The 24258-nt window shown below is 58.8% G+C and carries 20 protein-coding genes; 13 read left to right on the top strand and 7 right to left on the bottom strand.

All coding sequences use genetic code 11. The features are described from left to right. The first annotated feature begins 66 nt into the window (after positions 1–66). Together ABI171_RS15845 and fdhA are read left to right on the top strand one after the other, a co-directional pair. Entirely contained in the window at positions 67–1005 is a 939-nt protein-coding gene (locus tag ABI171_RS15845; protein WP_348093493.1) for a choline ABC transporter substrate-binding protein, read from the top strand. A 90-nt stretch (positions 1006–1095) separates the two neighbouring features. Next, entirely contained in the window at positions 1096–2298 is a 1203-nt protein-coding gene (gene fdhA, locus ABI171_RS15840) for a formaldehyde dehydrogenase, glutathione-independent (protein WP_348093492.1), read from the top strand. Between the two features lie 57 nt (positions 2299–2355). On the opposite strand, the gene ABI171_RS15835 is transcribed toward fdhA, so the two are convergent. After that, on the bottom strand, positions 2356–3444 hold the full coding sequence (locus ABI171_RS15835) for a beta-eliminating lyase-related protein (RefSeq protein WP_348093491.1): 1089 nt from the start codon (positions 3442–3444) through the stop codon (positions 2356–2358). 507 nt (positions 3445–3951) lie between these two features. Between ABI171_RS15835 and ABI171_RS15830 the strand changes: the two genes are divergently transcribed. The 7 genes from ABI171_RS15830 (at position 3952) to ABI171_RS15800 (ending at position 13731) form a co-directional block, all read left to right on the top strand. Continuing rightward, positions 3952–5343, top strand: a complete 1392-nt coding sequence (locus ABI171_RS15830) for an L-serine ammonia-lyase (RefSeq protein ID WP_348093490.1) — start codon at positions 3952–3954, stop codon at positions 5341–5343. A 46-nt stretch (positions 5344–5389) separates the two neighbouring features. Continuing rightward, positions 5390–6634 (top strand): sarcosine oxidase subunit beta family protein, encoded by a 1245-nt coding sequence (locus tag ABI171_RS15825; RefSeq protein WP_348093489.1) that lies wholly within the window; start codon positions 5390–5392, stop codon positions 6632–6634. 113 nt (positions 6635–6747) lie between these two features. Beyond that, positions 6748–7050: a sarcosine oxidase subunit delta gene (locus tag ABI171_RS15820; protein WP_348093488.1), complete on the top strand. Its 303-nt coding sequence runs from the start codon at positions 6748–6750 to the stop codon at positions 7048–7050. After that, positions 7047–10061 (top strand): sarcosine oxidase subunit alpha family protein, encoded by a 3015-nt coding sequence (locus ABI171_RS15815; protein ID WP_348093487.1) that lies wholly within the window; start codon positions 7047–7049, stop codon positions 10059–10061. Before ABI171_RS15820 ends, ABI171_RS15815 begins: the two co-directional genes overlap by 4 nt. Beyond that, on the top strand, positions 10051–10656 hold the full coding sequence (locus ABI171_RS15810) for a sarcosine oxidase subunit gamma (protein ID WP_348093486.1): 606 nt from the start codon (positions 10051–10053) through the stop codon (positions 10654–10656). The genes ABI171_RS15815 and ABI171_RS15810 overlap by 11 nt, the downstream gene beginning before the upstream one ends. Then, positions 10656–11099 (top strand): dihydroneopterin aldolase, encoded by a 444-nt coding sequence (locus ABI171_RS15805; protein ID WP_348093485.1) that lies wholly within the window; start codon positions 10656–10658, stop codon positions 11097–11099. The genes ABI171_RS15810 and ABI171_RS15805 overlap by 1 nt, the downstream gene beginning before the upstream one ends. 322 nt (positions 11100–11421) lie before the next feature. Next, a complete protein-coding gene (locus ABI171_RS15800; RefSeq protein WP_348093484.1) occupies positions 11422–13731 on the top strand; it encodes an NADP-dependent malic enzyme in 2310 nt (769 codons plus the stop codon). Between the two features lie 74 nt (positions 13732–13805). Here ABI171_RS15800 and ABI171_RS15795 read toward each other — a convergent pair whose 3' ends face one another. After that, positions 13806–14225: a nuclear transport factor 2 family protein gene (locus tag ABI171_RS15795; protein ID WP_348093483.1), complete on the bottom strand. Its 420-nt coding sequence runs from the start codon at positions 14223–14225 to the stop codon at positions 13806–13808. Between the two features lie 251 nt (positions 14226–14476). Here ABI171_RS15795 and ABI171_RS15790 point away from each other — a divergent pair, with 251 nt between their 5' ends. Continuing rightward, positions 14477–15793, top strand: a complete 1317-nt coding sequence (locus ABI171_RS15790) for a hypothetical protein (protein ID WP_348093482.1) — start codon at positions 14477–14479, stop codon at positions 15791–15793. Positions 15794–15798: 5 nt separating this feature from the next. Here ABI171_RS15790 and ABI171_RS15785 read toward each other — a convergent pair whose 3' ends face one another. Then, a complete protein-coding gene (locus tag ABI171_RS15785) occupies positions 15799–16356 on the bottom strand; it encodes a YfbU family protein (RefSeq protein WP_348093481.1) in 558 nt (185 codons plus the stop codon). Between the two features lie 169 nt (positions 16357–16525). Between ABI171_RS15785 and ABI171_RS15780 the strand changes: the two genes are divergently transcribed. Further along, positions 16526–18202 (top strand): VRR-NUC domain-containing protein, encoded by a 1677-nt coding sequence (locus ABI171_RS15780; RefSeq protein WP_348093480.1) that lies wholly within the window; start codon positions 16526–16528, stop codon positions 18200–18202. Next, complete coding sequence (locus ABI171_RS15775; protein ID WP_348093479.1) at positions 18199–20466, top strand: ATP-dependent DNA helicase; 2268 nt, start codon at positions 18199–18201, stop codon at positions 20464–20466. Before ABI171_RS15780 ends, ABI171_RS15775 begins: the two co-directional genes overlap by 4 nt. 40 nt (positions 20467–20506) lie before the next feature. Here ABI171_RS15775 and ABI171_RS15770 read toward each other — a convergent pair whose 3' ends face one another. From ABI171_RS15770 to ABI171_RS15760, 3 genes are all read right to left on the bottom strand, one after another. Continuing rightward, complete coding sequence (locus ABI171_RS15770; RefSeq protein ID WP_348093478.1) at positions 20507–20803, bottom strand: zf-TFIIB domain-containing protein; 297 nt, start codon at positions 20801–20803, stop codon at positions 20507–20509. 65 nt (positions 20804–20868) lie between these two features. Next, entirely contained in the window at positions 20869–21495 is a 627-nt protein-coding gene (locus ABI171_RS15765) for a Bax inhibitor-1/YccA family protein (RefSeq protein ID WP_348093564.1), read from the bottom strand. Positions 21496–21578: 83 nt separating this feature from the next. Then, positions 21579–21932 carry an HPF/RaiA family ribosome-associated protein gene (locus ABI171_RS15760; RefSeq protein ID WP_348093477.1) on the bottom strand — a complete coding sequence of 118 codons (354 nt, stop codon included), beginning with the start codon at positions 21930–21932 and terminating at the stop codon, positions 21579–21581. A 98-nt stretch (positions 21933–22030) separates the two neighbouring features. Between ABI171_RS15760 and nhaR the strand changes: the two genes are divergently transcribed. Beyond that, on the top strand, positions 22031–22954 hold the full coding sequence (gene nhaR, locus ABI171_RS15755; protein WP_348093476.1) for a transcriptional activator NhaR: 924 nt from the start codon (positions 22031–22033) through the stop codon (positions 22952–22954). Here nhaR and ABI171_RS15750 read toward each other — a convergent pair whose 3' ends face one another. After that, positions 22955–23974, bottom strand: a complete 1020-nt coding sequence (locus ABI171_RS15750) for an AraC family transcriptional regulator (RefSeq protein WP_348093475.1) — start codon at positions 23972–23974, stop codon at positions 22955–22957. Positions 23975–24258: the final 284 nt, after the last annotated feature.

Genomic DNA, 24258 nt, shown 5'->3' with positions numbered 1-24258 from the left:
CATTCAATACCGGTGCGGCTCATCGATCAACCATCGGATTTTCGTCTTTGCCACAGGAGAAATGCAATGAAATCATTCAAGCTAGCACTCGTCGCCATCAGCATGACCATGATAGGCACAGTGCAGGCGCAGGAGCCGCAGTCGTGTAAAAACGTCCGCTTTGCCGATGTCGGCTGGACCGATATCGCCGCTACCACCGGTCTCGCTTCCGCCATGTACGAAGGGCTGGGCTATTACACCACCAAAACCATCGCTTCTGTGCCGATCACTTTCGCCGGTGTCAAGAACAAGCAGATCGATCTGTTCCTGGGCTACTGGGCGCCGACCATGGATCCGATCATCGCGCCTTTCGTCAAGGATAACTCGGTCAAGGTGCTGGCGACGCCGAACCTGACCGGCGCCAAATATACGCTGGCGGTGCCGACTTACGCCTACGACGCCGGTCTCAAGACCTTTGCCGACATCGCCAAGTATTCCAAGGAGCTGGATGGCAAGATCTACGGCATCGAGCCGGGCAACGACGGCAATGCGCTGATTCAGGGCATGATCAGCAAGAACCAGTTCAACCTGAAGAGTTTCAAGATGGTGGAATCCAGCGAGGCCGGCATGCTGATCGAGCTGGGCCGCGCGGTCAAGCAAAAGAAATGGATCGTGATCCTGGGTTGGGAGCCGCATCCGATGAATGTGCAGCAGAAGATCAGCTACCTGAGCGGCGGCGACGACGTCTTCGGTCCCAACTATGGCGAAGCCAAGGTCTACACCGTGACTGCAAACGATTATGCGACACGCTGCCCGAATGCCGACAAGCTGGCGACCAATCTGCAGTTTTCCACCGGGATAGAGAACCAACTGATGGGACGCATCATGGATAAGGAAGATCCGAAGACTGCGGCAAAAGAATGGCTGAAAAAGAATCCGCAGATTCTCGATAAATTGCTGGCCGGCGTCAAGACCTTCGATGGCAAGGATGGTTTGCCGGCAGTCAAGGCTTCGCTCGGAATCTAAGCGACAGAAACAGGCAGGGCGGCTAGCGTTACAACCTGCCGCCCGAGCGCTATGGCAGTTCCACATAATAATCTGACACAAGGAGACACAATGTCTGAAAATCGTGGCGTGGTTTATATCGAACAGGGCAAGGTGGAAATACAATCCATCCCGTTTCCCAAGCTGGATAATCCGCAAGGAAAGAAGATCGAGCACGGGGTTATCCTGAAAGTAGTGTCGACCAATATTTGCGGCTCCGACCAGCACATGGTGCGCGGTCGGACAACGGCGCAAGCCGGGCTGGTGCTGGGTCATGAAATTACCGGCGAGGTGATCGAGATCGGTTCCGATGTCGAAACCATCAAGAAAGGCGACCTGGTATCGGTGCCGTTCAACGTCGCTTGCGGCCGCTGCCGCACCTGCAAGGAACAGCACACCGGCGTCTGCGAAACGGTCAACCCGGCTCGTGCCGGCGGCGCATACGGCTATGTTGACATGGGTGGCTGGATCGGCGGCCAGGCCGAATATGTGATGGTGCCATACGCCGACTTCAATCTGCTGCGCTTCCCGGACAAGGCGCAGGCGATGGCCAAGATTCGCGACCTGACCTGTTTGTCGGATATTCTGCCTACCGGCTATCACGGAGCGGTGACTGCCGGCGTCGGTCCGGGAACCACGGTGTATGTCGCCGGCGCAGGTCCGGTCGGCCTGGCGGCGGCGGCTTCGGCGCGCCTGCTGGGGGCTGCGGTGGTGATCGTCGGCGACGTCAATCCACTACGCTTGATCCATGCCCGCAGCGTCGGTTTTGAAACGGTCGATTTGTCCGGCGATGTCTCGCTCAGCGACCAGATCGCCCAGATATTGGGCGTGCCGGAAGTCGATTGCGCGATCGATTGCGTCGGCTTTGAAGCGCGCGGCCACGGCCATGCCGGAGCGCAGGTGGAAGCGCCCGCAACCGTGCTTAATTCACTGATGGAGGTGACGCGGGTGACGGGCAAGATCGGCATTCCGGGCTTGTATGTAACCGACGATCCGGGCGCGGTCGACAGCGCCGCCAAGCGCGGCAGCCTGAGCATCCGTCTCGGTCTGGGCTGGGCCAAGTCGCATAGCTTCCATACCGGGCAGACGCCGGTGATGAAATACAACCGGCAACTGATGCAGGCGATTCTGTGGGACCGCATCAAGATCGCCGACATTGTCGGCGTCGAAGTAATCACTCTGGACCAGGCCCCGGCCGGTTATCAGCAGTTCGATGCGGGTGCGCCCAAGAAATTCGTCATCGATCCGCATCATCTGCTGAAACAGGCTGCCTGAGCAATCCCGCTCCAAAGGCCCGCTGCCGTTGCTGATTGCAACGGCGGCGGGCGGTTTTCAGGAAGTGGCCAGCAAGGCCTGGAATTGACCCAGGATCGTACCAACTTGCTCGTCAGACAAAGCCAGTAATGCCTCTCCTACATACAATTCGATATAGCACTGCTGTGGTAGCGCTGCGTCGCTGACCCGACCAAATAGCCAAACGCCGTGGTCCTTGGCTAGCTGGTCACGTGCCGTATTCGCGGTGTCAAGATTGACCGGGAAATAGATGTGCAGCATATTGCAGTGCGGTTGCTGCGGATTGACCTGCCAGCCTGGATAGCGTGTCAGTAACTGATATAAGTCCCGGGTGCGTTGCAGATATGCAGGCATGCGCGCGAGCTTTTCGTCCAGCCGCATTGCTGCCGCTACCACATAGGGCGAGCGCTGATAAACATTGCCGCCCATGCGTTTCATCCATTCTGACGAACGGTCAATAAAATCACGGCTGCCCAGCAACATTGCCCCACCCAAGCCACCGATGCCTTTGTAAAACGAGACATACGCGCTATCAAAGCCTGCAGCCACGCTGTTCAGCGGCTTGTCATAACCTGCGGCGGCTTCCCATAAACGCGCGCCATCCAAATGCAGATGAATGTTTTGTTCATGGCAGTACGCTTTGATTGCGTCCAGTTCTTCCCATGTCGGCAACTGACCGCCAATTTCGCGCATCGGCAATTCATACAGTGCGGCTCCCAAGCGATCGGGAATGGCTTTAAGATCATCCACTGTCCATGGCCGGTATGGAGCGCCGACCTTGAGCGGGGTGAAATGGTCGAGAAGCTGGTAGTTGCTGCTTTCGTGCAGTAATACGTGGGCGGTAGGGTGGAGCGCCACCAGCCGGTTGTTCTTGTCCTGGCAGGCGATCCGCAACGCCACGGTCTGCGTCATCGTTCCGGTAATCACAAAGCGAGCAGCCTCAAAGCCCAGCAGCGCGGCGACCTTGTTTTCAAAATCCTGGATCAGCTTGCCTTCGCCGTAGCTGTCGTGCTGGATGTCGTGCGCTTCGCACCAGGCCGCCATTTCGGTAAAATCCTGAGCCGCCGAGCGAGGTGGGGTTGCGGAAAAGAAGGTATGGCACTGGCTGCGCAGATTGGTGTTTGGCATGTCTTGTGGATTAGGCTGTTTTGACTGGATTTAAGAATCAGGGCTCGCTATCCTACCCCGTTTTAGCTTTACCGCCCTCCGAGCGATCTCTCTTTTGAGATAGAAAGCTCGCCGTTACGGTCAAAAGAACATGCGCGTCAGCCAAATCAAATTAAAAATAATTAATTGACAATGTTTTGGCATTTAATTTATGCCCTACAAGGAAATGTCATCGCGTCGTGGCCGCCACTTGGCCGTAAAATTAAAAATTGTCGTGTGTGTCGGAAAAGGACAAACACTTGTCAGCTACGGAAAATAGACCAGCCGGTGCAAGGACAAAATGATGCCAAGGAATAGCACTGCAATTTGTCGCTGATAGCGGCCTTGATCAGCACGGTTGCACTGCACTTTGGCGTTGTTGTATCTCGCACCGCTGTTGCTGTGTGCCGGGAAAAATACTTCAACCCACCCAGGAGTTGTAATGAACGGTTTTATTTTGTTTTGCCAGCATAGCCAGTCGAGAAGCAAATGAAGATCAGCACATTCGATTTATTCAAGGTCGGCATCGGTCCATCCAGTTCGCATACGGTGGGACCGATGATTGCCGCCAATCGCTTTGCCGCCTATCTGCATGATGCGAATCTGCTGGATGCGGTGCACGCGGTGCGTGTCGAGTTGTACGGTTCGCTGGGCGCCACCGGTAAAGGTCACGGCAGCGACAAGGCGGTATTGCTGGGATTGGAAGCCAACCTGCCGGACAATATCGATCCGGACCATGTCGAACCGCGGCTGGCGGAAATTCGCAGTTCCAAGACACTGCTGTTGAACGGCACGCATCCGATCGGTTGCGTTGAAAAGGAACACGTATTGTTTTTCCGCCGTGAAGCTTTGCCACAGCATCCTAACGGCATGCGCTTTGTCGCCCTCGACGGCGTCGGCAGCGTCATCGCGGAAAAAGAGTATTACTCGGTCGGCGGCGGTTTCGTGGTCAGCAAGGAAGGCGAGCGCGTCAACCTGGTGCAGGCCGGCAGCGTGCAGTCGGAAGGCGAACTGCCTTATCCCTTCCATTCCGGCGACGATTTGCTGCGCATGTCCGCGGAAAGCGGTTTGACCATCGCCGCCCTGATGATGGAAAACGAAAAACACTGGCGTTCGGCGGAAGAAGTGCGCGCCAAGCTGCTGGGAATCTGGGATGTAATGGCGGCGGCGATCAAGCGCGGTTGTTCCATCGACGGCGAGCTGCCCGGTCCGATGAAGGTCAAGCGGCGCGCTGCCGACCTGTACCGTCAACTGAAGGATCGCTCGGAAGAGTCGTTTACCGATCCCTTGTCGATGCTGGACTGGGTCAACCTGTATGCGATGGCGGTGAATGAAGAAAATGCCGCCGGCGGCCGGATCGTCACGGCGCCGACCAATGGCGCGGCTGGGGTATTGCCGGCAGTGCTGCATTACTACACCAAATTCATTCCGGGCTCGAACAAGGACGGCGTCATGACGTTCATGCTGACGGCGGCGGCGATCGGTCTGATCTACAAGGAAAATGCATCGATCTCCGGCGCCGAAGTCGGCTGCCAGGGCGAGGTCGGCGTGGCCTGTTCGATGGCTGCAGGGGCACTGGCGGCGGTGCTGGGCGGCAGCACCGAGCAGATCGAGAACGCTGCTGAAATCGGTATGGAGCATAACCTCGGCATGACTTGCGATCCGGTCGGCGGCCTGGTGCAGATTCCATGCATCGAGCGCAATGCGATGGGCGCGGTGAAAGCGATCAACGCCGCCCGCATGGCACTGCGCGGCAACGGCAAGCACTATGTCTCGCTGGATAAGGTCATCAAGACCATGATGCAGACCGGCGCCGACATGAAAACGAAATACAAGGAAACATCACGTGGTGGTTTGGCGGTAAATGTCATTGAGTGCTGAGTAGGTTTCGGCAATAACAGCGGTTCCGGTTCTTTTTGAGGGAAGCATGAGCAATTATTCGATATTCAGCTTGATCCGTAATGGCCTCTCCTACCATGAAAACTGGCAGCGGGCCTGGAAAAGCCCGGAACCGAAAAAAGAGTACGACATCGTTATCGTCGGTGGTGGCGGCCACGGCCTGGCCACCGCGTACTATCTGGCCAAGGTGCACGGCTTGCGCAATATCGCCGTCATCGAAAAAGGCTGGATCGGCGGCGGCAACACCGCCCGCAACACCACCATCGTGCGCTCGAACTATCTGTGGGACGAGTCGGCCATGCTGTATGAAAAAGCCATGCAGCTGTGGGAAGGCTTGTCGCAGGATTTGAACTACAACGTCATGTTCAGCCAGCGCGGCGTGATGAACCTGGCGCATACCTTGCAAGACGTGCGCGATACTGATCGCCGCATCAACGCCAACCGTCTCAACGGTGTTGACGCCGAATGGCTGACCCCGGCGCAGGTCAAGGAAATCGTTCCGATCATCAATCTGAATAGTCATTATCCGGTGCTGGGCGCCTCGTTCCAGCGCCGCGGCGGGGTGGCGCGGCATGACGCGGTGGCCTGGGGATTTGCCCGCGGCGCCGATGAACGCGGCGTGGATATCTTGCAGAATTGCGGCGTCACCGGCATCCGGCGCGAGAACGGCGCGGTGACCGGCGTCGATACCGTCAAGGGTTTCATCAAGGCCAAGAAAGTGGCGGTGGTTGCCGCCGGCCATTCCAGCGTATTGGCCGCCATGGCCGGCATCCGCCTGCCGCTGGAAAGCCATCCGCTGCAGGCGCTGGTGTCGGAACCGATCAAGCCGATCATCGATACGGTGGTGATGTCGAACGCGGTGCATGCCTACATCAGCCAGTCCGACAAGGGCGACCTGGTGATCGGCGCCGGCGTCGACCAGTACAGCGGCTACGGCCAGCGCGGCAGCTATCACGTGATCGAAGGTACGTTGCAAGCGATCGTCGAAATGTTCCCGGTGTTCAGCCGGGTCCGTATGAACCGGCAATGGGGCGGGATTGTCGACGTTTCGCCGGACGCTTGCCCGATCATTTCCAAGACGCCGGTCAAGGGCTTGTACTTCAACTGCGGCTGGGGCACCGGCGGCTTCAAGGCCACGCCGGGTTCTGGCTGGGTGTTCGCGCACACGATCGCCAACGACAATCCGCATCCCCTGAACGCGCCGTTTGCGCTGGACCGTTTCTACAACGGCCACCTGATTGACGAACACGGCGCCGCTGCGGTTGCTCACTGATGGACCATGGTCTGAGTCGTTCCCGCGAACGCGGGAATCCACCTTGCGTAACCTGGATCCCCGCGTTCGCGAGGATGACAGAGTTTTTTTGACATCTCTCTTGGAGAACCACCATGTTATTGATCACCTGCCCTTGGTGCGGGCCACGCGCCGAGAGTGAGTTCCATTGCGGCGGCGAAGCCGATATCGCGCGTCCGCTGGAAACTGAAAAACTGAGCGATGAAGCCTGGGGCGACTATCTGTTCATGCGCAAGAATCCGCGCGGCGTGCACCGTGAGCAATGGGTGCATAACCAGGGCTGCCGCCGCTGGTTCATGGCCGAGCGCGACACCGTCACTTATGAATTCCTCAGCTACAGCAAGTTTGAAGCCAAGCCGGTTGCGGACAGCGCGGCGCAGACAGGGAGCACAACATGAGCCAGAGTCACAGACTGGGAAGCGGCGGCCGCATCGATCGCGGCGCTCCACTCACTTTTACCTTCAACGGCAAGCGCTACGACGGCTTCCAGGGCGATACGCTGGCCTCGGCGCTGCTGGCGAACGGCGTGCATTTTGTGGCGCGCAGCTGGAAATACCATCGGCCGCGCGGCATCGTCACAGCCGGCGTGGAAGAACCTAATGCATTGGTGCAGCTGGAAGCGGGGGCGTATACCGTGCCGAATGCTCGCGCCACTGAAATCGAGCTTTACAACGGCCTGAGCGCCACCAGCGTCAACGCCAGTCCCAGCATCGAGAACGACCGCATGGCGGTGAACCAGCTGTTTGCCCGCTTCATTCCGGCCGGTTTTTATTACAAGACGTTCAAATGGCCGCGCAGCTGGTGGGGCAAGTATGAAGAAGTGATACGCGAAGCGGCCGGCTTCGGCAACGCGCCGACCGAGCTCGATCCGGACCGCTATGAAAAAACCTACGCCCACTGCGACGTCCTGATCGCCGGCGCCGGCCCGGCTGGACTGGCGGCGGCGTGGGTGGCGGCGAATTCCGGTGCGCGAGTGGTATTGGTCGACGATCAGTCTGAATTAGGTGGCAGCTTGCTGTCTGGTCCGGCAATCATCGATGGTTTGCCTGCCGCAGAATGGGTGGCCAGGATTAGCGCCGATTTGCGCGCGCTGCCGGAAGTCACGATCCTGTCGCGTAGTACCGCATTCGGCTATCAGGACCACAACCTGGTGACGGTGACCCAGCGCTTGAGCGAACATCTGCCGCTGGCGCAGCGAACCGCCAACAAGGTCCGCGAACGCCTGTGGAAAGTGCGCGCCAAGCACGTGATCCTGGCCACTGGCGCGCATGAGCGGCCGATTGTGTTCGGCAACAACGATCTGCCAGGCATCATGCTGGCCTCAGCGGTGTCGACCTATATCCATCGTTACGGCGTACTACCTGGACGCAAGGCGGTGATCTTCGCCAACAATGATGACGCCTACCAGACCGCGCTCGATTTGAAGAGCTACGGCGCGGAAGTGACCGTGGTCGATCCACGCGCCGCCAGCAATAGCAGTCTGCCGGCCACCGCCAAACGGCAGGGCATCAATATCATCAATGACGCCGTGGTGGTGACCGCCGGCGGCAACCGCCAAGGCCGTCACATCAAGGCGGTGGAAGTGGCGCAGCACCGGGATGGCGTACCGGGACAATTCATTACTTCGCTTGCCTGCGATTTGCTGGGCGTTTCCGGCGGCTGGAATCCGGTGATCCATCTGTTCGCCCAATCCGGCGGCAAGGCGCACTGGAACAACGACAAAGCTTGTTTTGTCCCCGGTTCGGCAATGCAGAAGGAAACCAGCGCCGGCGCTTCCAATGGCGATTTCAGTCTGAGCGGCGCTCTGCGTGACGGCGCGCTGGCGGCGCAGCAGGCTATTATTTCGGTCGGTCTGAAGCCGGTAGCGCTGCCAGGCTGGAAAGTCGCGGAGCTGTCCGAGGCCCCCATCATGCCGCTGTGGCTGGTCGGCGACCGCAAGCAAGTCGGGCGCGGCCCCAAGCAGTTCGTCGATTACCAGAACGATGTTTCCGCTGCCGATATCTACCTGGCCGCGCGCGAGGGTTATCACTCGGTGGAACACGTCAAGCGCTACACGGCGCTGGGTTTCGGCACCGACCAGGGTAAGCTCGGCAACATCAACGGCATGGCGATCCTGGCCGAAGTGCTGGGCAAGAGCATTCCGGAAACCGGCACCACCACCTTCCGCCCGAACTACACGCCGGTCACTTTTGGCACGGTAGCCGGACGCGAGCTGGGTGAGTTCCTGACGCCGATCCGCAAGACTTGTATCCATCCATGGCACCAGGAGCAGGGCGCCTTGTTCGAGGATGTCGGCAACTGGAAACGTCCTTGGTATTACCCGCGCGGCAAGGAGGATTTGCACGCCGCGGTAGTGCGCGAATGCCTGGCGGCGCGCAACAGCGTCGGCATCCTCGATGCCTCGACCCTGGGCAAGATCGACGTGCAAGGACCGGACGCCGTGACCTTGCTTAACTGGATGTACACCAATCCATGGAACAAGCTGGAAGTCGGCAAGTGCCGCTACGGCTTGATGCTGGATGAAAACGGCATGGTGTTCGACGACGGCGTCACGGTGCGCCTGGGCGAACAGCATTTCCTGATGAGCACCACCACCGGCGGCGCGGCGCGTGTGCTGGACTGGATGGAACGCTGGCTGCAAACCGAATGGCCGCACCTGAAAGTCAACCTGACTTCGGTGACCGACCACTTCGCAACGTTTGCGGTGGTGGGACCGAACGCCCGCCGCGTGTTGCAAAAAGTGTGCAAGGATATCGATTTCTCCAACGAGAAGTTCCCCTTCATGTCCTTCCGCGAAGGCAGCATCAACAGCGTATTCACCCGCATCATGCGCATCAGTTTTTCCGGCGAACTGTCGTATGAAGTGAACGTGCCGGCCAACATGGGGCGGGCGATCTGGGATGCGATCATCGAGGCCGGCAAGGAATTCGACATCACGCCTTACGGCACCGAAACCATGCACGTGCTGCGGGCCGAGAAGGGTTACATCATCGTCGGCCAGGATACCGACGGCTCGGTCACGCCTTACGACCTGGGCATGGGCGGCCTGTGCGCCAAATCCAAGGATTTCCTCGGCAAGCGTTCGCTATCGCGTTCCGATACGGCGGGAGAAAACCGCAAGCAGCTGGTGGGCTTGCTCAGCGCGGATAAAGATTTCGTGCTGCCGGAAGGCAGCCAGATCCTGGCCGAGCCCAGTAACGCGCCGACCGCAACCATGATCGGCCACGTCACCTCCAGCTATTTCAGCCCGATCCTGCAGCGCTCGATTGCTTTTGCGCTGATCAAGGGCGGCCTGGGCAAGATGGGGCAGGAAGTCAGCATTCCGCTGGCGAACGGGCGCAATTTCGCGGCAACAATCAGCAGCCTGGTGTTCTACGATGCAGAAGGAGTCCGTCAACATGTTGAATGAAACCCAGCTTTTCCAGGTGCAACAGGAGTCCCCGTTCGCGGAAATAGGGGCTTTGCTGGCGCCGCTAACGGCAGGCGCCAGCCAGGCTATCAACCTGGAAGAAAAGCCATTCCTCGAACTGATCAATATCAAGGGCGAGGCTGCATCCCTGGCGTTTCTGAGGACGATCAAGAACCTCACCGGCGCAGCCTTGCCGGTGCAGCCGAACACGATTGCCGAGAGCGAGCAGTTCATCATCTATTGGCTGGCGCCGAATGAATGGCTGATCCAATCCAGGCAACCGCGCTTGCCGGCGCTGTGCGCAGATCTGGTGACGTCGTTGGCAGGAGAGTTTGCTTCGGTGGTGGATATCAGCAGCGGAAACACTACCTTGGTGCTGAGCGGCCCGAAAGCGCGCGAGGTATTGCAGAAGGGCTGCCCGCTGGATTTTCATGCCAGCGTATTCAAGCCCGGCCAGTGCGCCCAGAGCCATTACTTCAAGGCCGGCATCCTGCTGCGTCCATTGGCGGACGGGGCCTACGAACTGATCGTCCGGCGCAGCTTCGCCGACTATTTCGGCCGCATCTTGCTGGATGCCTGCCAGGAGTATTTCTGATGAAGAATGAAAACATCGCCAGCGGCGTACGTTGGCAGATTTTCGTCGAAGGCTTGTCGGCAATGACGCACGTCGGCCTGCATCCGCATGAGCATGAAGGGCCGCAAGCGGTCGAGCTGGATATCGAGTTGTCATACAAAACCGGCGGCGGCAGCGCGCACGAAGACAACTCTGCTTCCGTGATCGATTATGATTATTACTGCACGGTGGTCTCGGATTTCCTGAAATCCAAGCCGCATACCCGTTTGCTGGAAACGCTCGCTTCGGAAGTCGCCAGTTTGTCGTTTCGCGAATTTCCCATGCTGGATGAAATTCGGGTGGCGATTCACAAGCCGAAAATCAGGCCCAATACAGCCAGGCTGGGCGTGGCATCCAGCTGGTCGCGCTGGAGTTATGAAACGCTGCTGCTGCAGCAGCCCGCGGAGAGCAGTGTGGCGGCCTGAAGCGGCGCCGGATGGCGTGCAATAATTTATTTATGTCTCTATCTGCCGATAAAAAGCCTGCATATGCAGGCTTTTTGTTTTATGTGTCCAGATACAGTGATTCTCGCTTGTGATTTTTTCAACAAGGGCGCTGCAAATTGCGCCGGATTCGTCTACCATTTGCTATCGGCAGTACTATGGAAGCGGCAATCCTGCAGACTATTTCCTTTCCAAAAAGCATCTTCATAGGCAGAGGTATCGGTGACCGAGAAACCGAATCGACAGGTATTGTGCCAATGTCGCTGCCACAGAATTTTTCATTAGCGTATCCAGGAGACCATCAATGAGCACCCCCACCACTCTTTCAGCGGCCGAACAGGCTCTGCGCGAAGCTGCGCTGGAATATCATCGCAGCCCGACGCGCGGCAAGATCGCCGTGGTGCCGACCAAGCCTTTGTCTAACCAGCGCGACCTGTCGCTGGCTTATTCGCCCGGCGTGGCCTACGCCTGCCTGGCGATCCACGAAGACCCGGAAATGGCGGTGGAATACACTTCGCGCGCCAACCTGGTCGGCGTGATCACCAACGGCACCGCCGTGCTGGGCCTGGGCGATATCGGCCCGCTGGCCGGCAAGCCGGTGATGGAAGGCAAGGGCTGTCTGTTCCATAATTTCGCCGGCATCGACGTCTTCGACATCGAGCTGGCAGAGCGCGACCCGGACAAGCTGGTAGAGATCATTGCGGCACTGGAGCCGACCTTGGGCGGCATCAACCTGGAAGACATCAAGGCGCCGGAATGTTTCTACATCGAGAAGAAACTGCGCGAGCGCATGAAGATCCCGGTCTTTCATGACGACCAGCACGGCACGGCGATCATTTCGTCGGCGGCATTGCTGAACGGCCTGGAGCTGGTCAACAAGGCGATCGGCGAAGTCAAGCTGGTGGCTTCCGGCGCCGGTGCGGCGGCGATTGCCTGCCTCGACCTGATGGTGGAGTTGGGCGTCAAGCGCGAAAATATTTTCGTCTGCGATTCGCGCGGCGTGATCCACGACAAGCGCGAAGACAAGCTGGACGTGTCCAAACAGCGCTACGTACAAATCACGGACGCCCGCACCCTGGCTGATGCGATTGTCGACGCCGATGTGTTCCTCGGTTGCTCGGCGCCTGGTGTGCTGTCGCAAGCGATGGTCAAGACCATGGGCCGCCAGCCTATCATCCTGGCGCTGGCCAATCCGGAACCGGAAATCCGCCCTGAACTGGCGCTGGAAGCGCGCCCGGACTGCATCATTGCGACCGGCCGCTCGGATTATCCGAACCAGGTCAACAACGTGTTGTGCTTCCCGTATATTTTCCGTGGCGCGCTGGATTGCGGCGCTACCAGCATCACCGAAGCCATGAAGGTCGCTTGCGTACGCGAGATCGCCGACCTGACCAAGGCCGAGATCAGCGAAGAAGTGGCGTCGGCCTATGCCGGCCAGGAACTGCAGTTTGGCTCGGAATACATCATTCCCAAGCCTTTTGATTCACGCCTGATCTTGCGCATTGCGCCGGCAGTGGCGCGCGCCGCCGAAGAGTCGGGCGTGGCGACGCGTCCGATCAAGGACATGGACGCCTATCGCCAGTCGCTGATGCGCTTCGTCAGCCACACCGGCATGTTCATGCGTCCGGTGTTCTTGGCTGCGCGCGGCGAGCCGCAGCGTATTGTTTATGCAGAAGGCGAAGATGAGCGAGTGCTGCGCGCGGTGCAGATCGCGCTGGAAGAAAAACTGGTGCGGCCGATCCTGATCGGCCGTCCGGCGGTGATCGACGCGCGCATCAAACGCGCCGGTTTGCGTTTGCAGGCCGGCCGTGATTTCGAGTTGATCAATCCGGAAGACGACGCCCGTTTCCGCCAGTACTGGGAAGCCTATCACGAGATCAAGGCGCGCGATGGCGTGACGCCTGAGATGGCCAAATCCACCTTGCGCCGTTCGAATACCACCATCGCGTCGATGCTGGTCAAGCTGGGCGATGCCGACGGCATGCTGTGCGGCCTGGTCGGCCGTTTCGACAGCCACCTGGAACACGTCAGCGACATCATCGGCCTGCGCGAAGGCGCCAAGGGCTTCGCCGCCATGAACGGCCTGGTGCTGGACAAGCACACTCTGTTCATCGCCGATACCTTCGTCAATGACGATCCGAGCGCCGAGCAACTGGCCGATATCGCCGCCATGGCGGTGGAAGAAGTGCGCCGTTTTGGCGTTCCACCGAAGGTGGCTTTCCTGTCGCACTCGATGTTCGGTTCCAGCAACCGGCCGTCGGCAAAAAAGATGCGCGCCGCGCGCGACTTGTTCGTCAAGCGCATGCCGGATGTCGAAGCCGATGGCGAGATGCACGGCGATGCCGCGTTGAGCGCAGAACTGCGTGCGCAGTTCTTGCCGAAATCGACCTTGAGCGGTGACGCCAATGTACTGATCACGCCGAACCTGGATGCCGCCAATATCCTGTTCAATGTGCTGAAGATGACAGGCGGCCAAGGCGTGACAGTAGGGCCGGTATTGCTGGGCGCGGCAGCTCCCGTACATATCCTGAACCCGTCGGCGACAGTGCGCCGTGTGGTCAACATGACGGCGCTGGTCGTGGCAAATGCGATTTCTGCGAAGCAGAAAGTCTGACCGGCTAGTAATTGGCCTATAAAAAATCCCCGTATCTGTCTATGCAGCGACGGGGATTTTTTTATAGCGCTTGATTATTCTTTATCTGCCGGCTTCAACGCATCCGCGTGACGATGCATCAATTTCCATTCTCCCTCTTCCAGCCGAAAAATCTCGGTCACGCGCAAGCGCATCGATACTGGCGCGGCCTTGTCTTTCATACGGACTTCCGCATGCTGGATGCCGACCCAGTAAGCCAGGTTGCCACCAATCGCCATGTGAAAGATCTCGAACCGGCTACGGCTGCCCTTCTGGAACTGCCCGGCGGCGTGTTCGTTGTTCGCCAGGACTTTCCTGGCGCCTTGTTCGTAATCGCCGGCAGGGCCGAAAAAAGTTGCTGGATTTATATCGGTGGAAATCTTGGCTAGCGGTCCCGCATCGCCGTTGACGTAGGCTTGCCCGACTTCCTCGCGCTGTTGCATGAATTGCTCGAAATGTTTAGTTGCGTGATCCATGATTTTCCTTGAGTTGAAGACGATCTTTTGCGCAAACACGGCTGTGGCTGAAGTGTAGTGACGCTTTTAATTTTGCCTAGGGTGAACAGCGCCGTCTTTCGTTGTAGGCGGGCTCCTACAAACCTTTGCGGCAAGCGCCGATATGCGTTTTTCGCGCTACGCGATAAAGTCCGATCATGCCCGAGGAACCGCTTGCAAACTGCCGCTCTGGCCAGCATCAAGCTCCCGCAAAATTTTCAAGGATTGCCGACATGAGCTTCACCACCGCACCTCGCATCTATTGCATCAACCCGGCACTGGTATCACATCAGGGCTGGCCCGAACTGCTTGATCATTGCGCTGCGCTGGGTTTCGATCATGTGTTGCTAGCCAATGCGCTCAACCTGGGCCGGCACGCCGGCGTTGAAGACGGTCCGGTATTGGAAGAGCTGACTGCAGCTTGCGCCGAACGTGATTTGCGCCTGTTGCTTGACATTGTGCTCGACAGAGTCATGCCGGGAGACCAGCTGGTTGATGCTCGCCCACACTGGTTCGAAGGTAAGCCTTCAGCGGTAGGCACGCTACCTGCCAGTGGCTTGCCTGTCGCAGGTGACGGCGTCATCCGTTTGCGCATGGCGGACTCCGCCGTGCAAAACGGCGTGCTCGATCTCTGGCGCATGCGCTTGCAAGCTTTGCTGGATGCCGGCGTTGTGGGTTTTGTCTGTAACGCCCTTGCTGCTGTGCCGACCACGCTTTGGCAAGCGTTGATGGCGGAGACCCGCAGTTACTGCAGTTCAGTCAGCTTCTTGGCCTGGACTCCCGGCAGTTCGGCGACACAGCTTGATCCGTTGACGGACGCTGGCTTCGATGCCGTATTCTGCTCGGGCGCTTGGTGGGATTACCAAGCTACGCGCTATGTGCGCGAGCAGGATAATCTGCTCGGCGATGCCACCATTATTGCTTTTCCCGAAACCCCATTCGGTCCGCGTCTGGCGGGACAGCTTAGCCTGACCGATGGGCCATCGCGACGGCGCGCCAGCTTGCGCGCGCTGCGTTTTGCGGCTGCCAGTGGCAACGGCATCCTGATACCGATGGGTTTTGAATTCGGGCTGACTGTGCCGCTTGACACCGCGCTCACGCCTGCGCAGTACCATAGTTTGTGCAAGGAGGCAGAGATTGAGCTATGCGATGAAATCCAGCAAGCCAACCGTTTCCTGGTCGACATCGGGCGCTATTTTTTCGGCGCGCCGGTGGCGTTGCTGCGTAGCCCCGGCGGCGGGCTTGCCTTGCTACAGCGCAGTACGCGGGTGGGCCTTGGCGGCCAGCGCGACGATAGCGGGCGCTTGTTCTTGCTGATCGTGGTGAACCAGGATCTGTATCAGGCATGGCAGGGCGATGTGGAGGATATATTTATCCATATCGACGACTGCGTTGCCCACGCCGACCTGTCGGACTGGCATGAAGACAAGACCGAGCCGCCATCCATGCCGCAAGGCCCATTGCTGCTGGAGGCGGCCGAGGTCAAGCTATGGTTGGCGCGGGCGGCGCCGTTGGATGCCGGTAATGGCGATAACCGTCAAGCGGCATGAAGGACTCAGGCCGCGACGCCGCGCCCGGCACTTTGATTGAACAGGGCAATTAGCTGATCGGCATCCAGGCGACTTTTTCCCGCCAGTTTTTGCAACGCTGCAAAGGCGCGCACCATACGCCGGTATATCGAAATCGAAGGCTGGTGCGAATGAATGTCGCGCTCGGCGAACTTGGGGAAACGCTGCATATCCTTGATCAGGAATGAGGCCACGTTGGCGTGTTCAAACTCGGTATCGCTGTCGAATCCCATGAATTGCACTTCACTCTGCTGCGGCGAAATGCTGGCGGCGACACGGTCCTTGTCCGGCGCCGCAAGCGCGCCGTAACCGTCTTCAATGGCCGACCACATGTCAAGAATTGCTACGACTTCTTTGACGATAGGCGGATCGGAGCGTGCACTGCCGTCATACAATGCGCCATATTTCCAGCGCAAGCCCCAGGTATTTCCGCTGTGGAGAGCCGATTGCACAAACTTCGGGTCGAGCCCGCCGGCGATGTTCAGGTGTGCATGCACTTCGCACAGCATGGACAATATCAGTTTTTCCACATCGCTCAGTTCCATTACACCCTCTCAACCAGATTTCATACTTTGACGACCACGGGCGTCTCGTTACAGGTAAACGCCGCGCATTCGTATATACTACAGAATAACTGTACGTTTATACAGTATTAAAATCAATTAAAGTGACGGCTCGCTATTTGGGCGACATTGCCGCCACCGCATCCGGACCATGAACAAAACGCTAGAAAACCGCTTTTACTATCTGGACAATTTTGTCACCGTTGTCGAGTCGGTGCGCGCCCGTTACCGCCATTTGCTGACTTTGGAGGAGCGGGCGTTCGTCGATGGTTTCGACGGCTTGCCGCAAGCCTCGGCGGCATTGCTGGTGCGGATGGTGATGCGCAAAGGCGCGCTGTTCCGGCTCAGCAAGCTGCGTTACGACGAAATCGGTTGCGCCGGCAGCGCGGCGGCGGCGCTGGCGGCGGCCGGCTGGATAAATCCGCAGCCGTTGCTGGATCTCGGCCAGTTGTTCAGTGTGCTGACCAAAGCGGAAGTCGTCGCGGCTTTTCCGCCGTTGCGGGCTAACAAAGGCGCGCGCAAGAGCGAGCAACTGACTCTGCTGTGCGAAGCAGAGGCCGCAGAGGGAAATATCGTGCGTGCGCGCAGTTTGGCCGAATGGTGTCCCGACGTAGGCGACAGCCTGTTAGAGCTGAGTGCTCCGGTTGCAGCGCTGTGTGACCGCCTGCGCCTGATGTTCTTTGGTAACCTGTATCAGGACTGGTCGGAATTCGTGCTGTCGGAGCTGGGCATTTTCAACTATGAGCAGGTGGATTTATCTCCTGCCGCACAAGGTTTCAGTACGCGCCAGGATCTTGACGATTACCTGCATCTGCATGCCTGCCGCGAACGTTTTCACAATGGCGAGACGCCGCAAGCCGTGGTGGCCGATATCGCCGCCGAACCTTATTCGAATGCCTGGCTGGAGGAGCGCCGCAGCAAGTTGCTGTTTCAAGTCGCTCAGCATTACGAGCGTATCGGCGAGCTGTCGGATGCCTTGCGCCTGTATGCCGATAACAGCCGGCCCGGAGCGCGTTTGCGGACGATCCGGGTGCTGGAACGTCGCGGGCAACCTGAGGCGGCGTTTGCGTTGGCACTGCGAGCAGAGCGGCAACCTGAAAGCGAAGCCGAACAACAGCAATTGCTGCGTGTGATGCCGCGTCTGCGGCGCGCACTCGGCCATCCAAAACTGGCAAAGCCTACAGCTGCAATGATTATCCAGCACGAGATCGAACTGGTTCGGCCGGATCCCGGCATCTCGGTCGAGGCCGCGCTTGGCCAACATCTTGCCAGCGCCGACGCACCAGCGGTGTATGTCGAAAACGCGCTGATCAATTCATTGTTCGGCCTGTTGTTCTGGGATGCTGTCTTCGCGCCGGTGCCAGGCGCTTTTTTCCATCCGTTCCAGAGCGGCCCGGCCGATTTGCACAGTTCCGATTTCCGCTCGCGCCGGGCGGCACTGTTCGACGCCGGTTTTGCCATGCTTCACAACGGCGGTTATCGGCAGGTCATCTTGCATAATTTCCATGCCAAGGAAAGCACCCAGTCGCCGTTCGTGTTCTGGGGCCTGATCGATGACAAATTGCTGACGCTTGCCCTGGATTGCCTGCCGCCGCTGCACCTGCAAAGATGTTTTGAACGGATCCTGCAAGACATCAAGAGCAACCGTTCCGGCCTGCCTGACCTGATCCAGTTCTGGCCGGCGGAAAAGCGTTACCGGATGATCGAAGTCAAAGGTCCGGGCGACCGCTTGCAAGACAACCAGATCCGCTGGCTGGATTACTTTGCCAATCATGACATTCCGGTTGCGGTGTATTACGTGCAGTGGGCAGGGGAAAGCGCGCGATGACGCCGGATACTGCAAAGTATGTCGTCGCCGTGCGCACCCTGTGCGAGTTCACAGCCAAGCAAGGCGACCTCGATTTACGCTTCACGCCGTCACCGACGGCGCAAGAGGGCGTCACCGGCCATGCCGTGGTGGCGTCAAGTCGTACTACGCGCAATGCCTCTTATGAATCGGAGGTGAGCCTGAGCGGATCGTTCGGTCCTTTGCTGGTGCGTGGCCGCGCCGACGGTTACGATCTTCAGTTGAACCGGCTGGAAGAGGTCAAGACTTTCCGCGGCGATCTCGGCCGCATGCCGGACAACCATCGCCATCTGCACTGGGCGCAAGTCAGGATCTATGGCCACCTGCTGTGCCAGAGCCGGCAACTGGACGCGCTGCAGCTGGCGCTGGTCTACTACGATATCGGCAGCCAGAAGGAAACCTTGCTGACGGAGCATTTGACTGCAGAACTGTTGAAGCAATTCTTCGAGGATCATTGCACGCGCTTCCTGGCCTGGGCCGAGCAGGAAATGGCGCACCGTACGACGCGCGATGCGCAACTGACGGCCTTGCAGTTTCCGCACGCGGATTTTCGCCCGGGCCAGCGCGTCATGGCAGAAGCTGTCTACAAAAGTGCGAGCAGCGGCCGCTGTTTGCTGGCGCAGGCGCCGACCGGTATCGGCAAGACCATCGGCAGCTTGTTTCCGATGCTGAAGGCGAGCCCGGGGCAGGGGCTGGACAAGATCTTTTTCCTGGCGGCGAAGACGTCGGGCCGGGCATTGGCGCTGGACGCCGTGTCGCGGATAAAACAAAGCGCGCCGCTGTTGCCGCTACGGGTCCTGGAGCTGGTGGCGCGTGACAAAGCCTGCGAACATCCGGACAAAGCCTGTCATGGCGAATCCTGTCCGCTGGCGCAAGGGTTCTACGACCGTTTGCCGCAGGCGCGCAGTGCGGCGATCGCTGCCGGCGGCATGGATCGGGAAAGTCTGCGCCAAGTCGCTGCCGCGCACCGGGTTTGCCCGTATTATCTGAGCCAGGAAATGGCCAGCTGGTCGGATGTGATCGTCGGCGACTACAACTATTATTTCGATCTTAGCGCCATGTTGTACGGCATGACCAACGCCAACCAATGGCGGGTCGGGGTGCTGGTCGACGAAGCGCACAACATGATAGACCGCGCGCGCAAGATGTATTCAGCTGACATGGAATACCTCCATCTGAAAAGCTTGCGCAAAACCTCGCCGCCGGCGCTCAAGCGCGGGCTGGACCGGGTCAGCCGGCAATGGAATGCCTTGGGCAAGGAGCAGGACGGCGACTATCAGCATTATTCAGAGATACCGGAAGCGTTTGTCGATGCGCTGCTCAGGGCGGTCGCCGATATCACCGACTATATGGTCGACCATCCTGCCGCCATGGATAGCCATCTGCAGCAATTCTATTTCGACGCCTTGCACTTCACGCGCATGGCCGAGCTGTTCGGCAAGCATTCACTGTTCGATATCTCCAGGGAGGATGGGCGGGGCAGCACTTTATGCATCCGCAATATCGTGCCGGCGCCTTTCCTGGAACAGCGTTTTGCCGCAGCTCGTTGCACGGTGCTGTTTTCCGCCACCTTGAGTCCATGGCATTTTTACAGCGACACGCTGGGCATGCCGGCCGACACGGTCTGGATCGACGTCCCTTCGCCTTTCACTGCGGACCAGTTGAAGGTGCAGCTGGTAACGGATATCTCTACCCGCTTCCAGCATCGCGAACGTTCGCTGGCGCCCATCGTCGACCTGATTGCGCGCCAATACCTGCAGCAGGCCGGCAATTACCTGATGTTTTTCAGCAGCTACGACTATCTGCAAAAGGTCGCCGCGTTGTTTGCCGAGCGTTATCCGGAGATTCCGCTGTGGCCGCAGGCGCGTCGCATGGATGAACGGCAGAGGGAGGATTTCCTGGCGCGCTTTACCGAAACGTCGCAAGGCGTCGGTTTTGCCGTGCTGGGCGGCTCCTTCGCCGAGGGCATCGATTTGCCCGGCGCGCGCCTGATTGGCGCTTTCATCGCCACGCTCGGGCTGCCGCAGATCAATCCGGTCAATGAACAGATCATGCAGCGCATGGGCGAAACCTTCGGTAATGGCTACGACTACACCTATCTTTATCCCGGCATGCAAAAAGTGGTGCAGGCCGCCGGCCGGGTGATCCGCACCCAGCAGGACCGCGGCGTGGTGTTCCTGATCGATGACCGTTTTGCACGGCCCGAAATCAAGCAGTTGCTGCCGGCGTGGTGGCAGCTTGCATGAGCCGGCTGCGGGTCTGTATGTTGGTCAGTCGGTCAGTCGGTCAGTCAAACAGCTCTTGCCAGAAACTTTCTTTTTTCTTCGGACGGCGATAATCAGAGTGGTACTCGTCATGGCGCGAGCCATGCTGTGGCGCGCGGAATTCCGGCTGCGGTTGCTGCGATTGCCGCTGCACTGCCGGCGCCTGCACGCCGGCCAGTTCCTGCGTCGATAGCTGGATGATCTTGTCCAGTTCGCCGCGATCCAGCCAGACCCCGCGGCAGCTGGGGCAATAGTCGATTTCGATACTCTGGCGTTCGCTCATGACGAGCCCCTTGTCTTTACATACCGGGCAATACATAAATGTTCTCCAAGACGGTGAAGGTTGATAGAGGCCGGGCATGCGATGCACGCCCGGCCTCGGGTTTACTCTTTGTTGATAAAGCCGAGCAACTGCAGCAGGCTGGTGAACAGGTTGAAGATCGACACGAACAGGCTGACGGTGGCCATGACATAGTTGGTCTCGCCACCACGCACGATATTGTTGGTTTCGAACAAAATCATGCCCGACATCAGCAAGACGAACACTGCCGATACCGTCAACGACAAGGCCGGGATGCTAAAGAAAATCGCCGCCAGTCCGGCCACGAAGGCCACCAGTACGCCGACCGTCAGCATGCCGCTCATGAACGACAGGTCGCGCTTGGTGACCAGCGCATAGGCCGACATGCCGATGAAGATCAGCGCGGTGCCGGCCAGCGCCATGGTCACGGTAAGGGCGCCGTTCGGCATGTTCAGATGCTGGCTGACGATCGGTCCCAGGGTGTAACCCATGAAGCCGGTCAGCGCGAACACCAGCGCTACACCCGCGCCGCGGTCACGGTACTTGGTCACCAGGAACAGCAGGCCGAAGTAGCCGGCCAGCGTGATGATGATGCCGGGTCCCGGGATTTGCAGCGCTGCGGTGAGGCCGGCGGCCAGTGCGCTGAAGCCCAGGCACAGCGCCAGCAGCATATAGGTATTGCGCAGGACCTTGCGCGCCGCGCCGTCCATGACGATGGTGGCGGTTTGCCTGCTGCGGTCGCTGCCGAAGGTGTCGTATCGATTGTTCATGATGGTCTTTCTTTAATTTCAGTTCAGATGAGCGATGTTTCGCTGGGTGGCAGCGCGTATTTCGTATGCGCCACCGTTTTCGCACGCGATAGCAAACGGTCTATCGCCTGTGTGGCGCGGTAGGCGGCCTGGTCGATCATGGTGGCGATATCGCGCCCTTTTTCCGTCACCACTACCGGCCGCATGCCCGGCAGCACCAAGTGGATCTGGCAATGTTTGTCGACACCGCCGCGGGGACCGTTCTGGTCGCTGATGCGCACTGTCACGGAGTGAATCCCGTATTGCTTCCGGTCGAACGCCAGCGCAAGGCGGCGGCTGACATGTTCGCGCAGCCGGCGGCTGAGTTTGATGCCTTTTGCAACGATGGTAGGTTTCATGACGGACTCCAGTTCGTTTATGGAGAAATCATCATATAGCCGCGACATAACTTTAAAAAGCGAAGATAATCGAACAATTACTTCTGAAAAACAGAACAATGAAATCATCGGGACTGAATTTTCGGCACCTGCATTATTTCTGGGTGGTGGCCAAAGAGGGCAGCGTTACGCGTGCTGCCGAACGGCTGGGGCTGGCGGTGCAAACCGTCAGCACGCAACTGTCGTTGCTGGAGCAGTCGGTAGGCAAGGCATTGTTGGCGCCGCAAGGGAGGAGGTTGGTGCTGACCGAGGCCGGCCGGCTGGCGCTCGGTTATGCGGACCAGATTTTCCTGCTGGGCGAACAGTTGCAGGATGCGCTGGCCGTCACTGAAGATGAACCCACCATGCGGCTGGCGGTGGGCATTTCCGATTCGCTGCCGAAACTGATTTCCTCACGCCTGCTGGAGGCGGCGCTGCGTTTGCCGCAAAGGGTGAAGCTGGTCTGCTACGAGGATAAATTCGAGTCGCTGCTAGGCGATCTCACGCTGCACAAGCTGGATGTGGTGCTGACCGATCGCCCTGCGCCCTCCGGCACGGCGCTGCGCGTCTTCAGCCACTTGCTGGGCGAAAGCGACATCGCGCTGTTTGGCAGCAAGGAGCTGGCCAAGCGTTACCGCGCGAAGTTCCCGCTCAGCCTGAGCGGCGCGCCGTTGCTGCTGCCGACTCGCAACAACCTGATACGCGGCCGTATCGACCACTGGTTTGAATCGCATGGCCTGCGGCCTGATGTGGTGGGTGAATTCGATGACAATGCCTTGCTCAACACCTTCGGCCGCAGCGGGCTTGGCTTGTTTCCGGCGCCGTCGGCGCTCGCCGCAGACGTGGAGGAACAGTTTGGCGCCGTGCTGATCGGTGAACTGGAGCAGGTACACGAACAGTTTTATGCAGTCTCGAATGAACGCAAGATCAAGCATCCGGCAGTGGAGGCGATCCTGTCGGCGATTCATGGCCGGGTGTTTACTACTCCGGCGCGGCGCAAATGATTAGTGCTGTGACGCCGATGCGGCGCGCCGGTGTTCTCCAGGGCTGCTGCCGGTCCATTTCTTGAAGGCGCGATGGAAGGCGCTGGGATCGGCGAAACCGAGGCTGAGCGCAATCTCTTCGATACTCCTGGAGGAGTCGCTGAGATAATTGATGGCAAGGTCGCGTCGCAGATTATCCTTGATCGCCTGATATGATTGCCCCTCTTGGCTCAGTTTGCGGCGCAGCGTTGACGCAGGCGTTTGCAATTCTTCGGACAAACTGTCGAAATCAGACCATTCATTCGTGGGTAACTGCCGCAGGTGACGGCGAATGACGGCAGCCAGGCTGTCGTGATTGCTATATTTGACCAGCAGATTGGCGGGCGCTTCGCGCAGGAACGATTGCAGCGTGCGCTGGTTCTGCACTATCGGCAAATCCAGATAGGCGGCATCGAAAGTAATGCCGGTATGCGGCTGGTCAAAGCGTGCCTGCTCGCAAAAACGGATCTTGTAGTCGAGGCTGGCGAGCGGTTCGCCGCAACGGAAATCGGCCGACACCAGCTTGATGCGGCGGCCGATCAGCCAGCTGCCGACGCCGTGCACGAACAGCAGGAAGGTGGCATAGGTGAACATGCGGCGCGGACCACCGTTTTCATTGAGTGCGATGTGCGCCAGTCCATCCTGCTTCGACAAGGTGGCGGACATGTCGTCCAGCACCAGCCGCAGGAAATCAACGATGCGCTCCAGCGCTTTACCCAAAGTGGCGCTGTGCAGGGCGCTGCGGCACAGCAGGTTGAAGCTGCCGACCCGCATCGGATGGCTGTCCATGCCGAAAAATTCGTCATCCGTGACCTGCGAGATCAAATACCACAGGCGACCGTAATTGGTTGCCGCAACGCGGGCATGCGGCGCCATCAGCAAGCGTGGCGATATCCCTGCCTGCTGCAGTAGCGCATCGGTATCCATGCCGCGCTGACGCATGTTGTGCAGCGCTTCGCCAACGAGGCCGATAGCGATGGTTCCTTTTTTCCAGTCTTCCATAAGTCCCAATTTAATAAACCTATTGCAATTCCGATCAAAGGCAATGATCGCTTTTAACATGGCCCCAAGTCACTAAATATCCTAGACTTAGCTGCCGTCCAGGAGTCTGTCGGACTTAGGGGGGCGAAGCGAAAAAATAGCTGAGTGAAGCCAGATTTTTGCCGGATTCGCAGTGTCAATAGCTAGCTATTGACCAAGAAGCTGGTGAAATATGGATCGGCCAGCTGTTTTTGCAGCCGATCATCCTAAGTCCGACAGACTCCCGAGTTCAGATATTTCATTTC

The organism is Collimonas sp., assembly GCF_039923675.1.
Taxonomy (GTDB): domain Bacteria; phylum Pseudomonadota; class Gammaproteobacteria; order Burkholderiales; family Burkholderiaceae_D; genus Collimonas.
Note: the sequence above shows the minus strand (reverse complement) of the source record. Positions and strands in the feature narration are given on the sequence as shown.

Bases quoted from the DNA above. Each gene is read 5' to 3' on its own strand.
- ABI171_RS15845 (WP_348093493.1), top strand. From the start codon at position 67: ATGAAATCATTCAAGCTAGCACTCGTCGCCATCAGCATGACCATGATA.
- fdhA (WP_348093492.1), top strand. From the start codon at position 1,096: ATGTCTGAAAATCGTGGCGTGGTTTATATCGAACAGGGCAAGGTGGAA.
- ABI171_RS15835 (WP_348093491.1), bottom strand. From the start codon at position 3,444: ATGCCAAACACCAATCTGCGCAGCCAGTGCCATACCTTCTTTTCCGCA.
- ABI171_RS15830 (WP_348093490.1), top strand. From the start codon at position 3,952: ATGAAGATCAGCACATTCGATTTATTCAAGGTCGGCATCGGTCCATCC.
- ABI171_RS15825 (WP_348093489.1), top strand. From the start codon at position 5,390: ATGAGCAATTATTCGATATTCAGCTTGATCCGTAATGGCCTCTCCTAC.
- ABI171_RS15820 (WP_348093488.1), top strand. From the start codon at position 6,748: ATGTTATTGATCACCTGCCCTTGGTGCGGGCCACGCGCCGAGAGTGAG.
- ABI171_RS15815 (WP_348093487.1), top strand. From the start codon at position 7,047: ATGAGCCAGAGTCACAGACTGGGAAGCGGCGGCCGCATCGATCGCGGC.
- ABI171_RS15810 (WP_348093486.1), top strand. From the start codon at position 10,051: ATGTTGAATGAAACCCAGCTTTTCCAGGTGCAACAGGAGTCCCCGTTC.
- ABI171_RS15805 (WP_348093485.1), top strand. From the start codon at position 10,656: ATGAAGAATGAAAACATCGCCAGCGGCGTACGTTGGCAGATTTTCGTC.
- ABI171_RS15800 (WP_348093484.1), top strand. From the start codon at position 11,422: ATGAGCACCCCCACCACTCTTTCAGCGGCCGAACAGGCTCTGCGCGAA.
- ABI171_RS15795 (WP_348093483.1), bottom strand. From the start codon at position 14,225: ATGGATCACGCAACTAAACATTTCGAGCAATTCATGCAACAGCGCGAG.
- ABI171_RS15790 (WP_348093482.1), top strand. From the start codon at position 14,477: ATGAGCTTCACCACCGCACCTCGCATCTATTGCATCAACCCGGCACTG.
- ABI171_RS15785 (WP_348093481.1), bottom strand. From the start codon at position 16,356: ATGGAACTGAGCGATGTGGAAAAACTGATATTGTCCATGCTGTGCGAA.
- ABI171_RS15780 (WP_348093480.1), top strand. From the start codon at position 16,526: ATGAACAAAACGCTAGAAAACCGCTTTTACTATCTGGACAATTTTGTC.
- ABI171_RS15775 (WP_348093479.1), top strand. From the start codon at position 18,199: ATGACGCCGGATACTGCAAAGTATGTCGTCGCCGTGCGCACCCTGTGC.
- ABI171_RS15770 (WP_348093478.1), bottom strand. From the start codon at position 20,803: ATGTATTGCCCGGTATGTAAAGACAAGGGGCTCGTCATGAGCGAACGC.
- ABI171_RS15765 (WP_348093564.1), bottom strand. From the start codon at position 21,495: ATGGACGGCGCGGCGCGCAAGGTCCTGCGCAATACCTATATGCTGCTG.
- ABI171_RS15760 (WP_348093477.1), bottom strand. From the start codon at position 21,932: ATGAAACCTACCATCGTTGCAAAAGGCATCAAACTCAGCCGCCGGCTG.
- nhaR (WP_348093476.1), top strand. From the start codon at position 22,031: ATGAAATCATCGGGACTGAATTTTCGGCACCTGCATTATTTCTGGGTG.
- ABI171_RS15750 (WP_348093475.1), bottom strand. From the start codon at position 23,974: ATGGAAGACTGGAAAAAAGGAACCATCGCTATCGGCCTCGTTGGCGAA.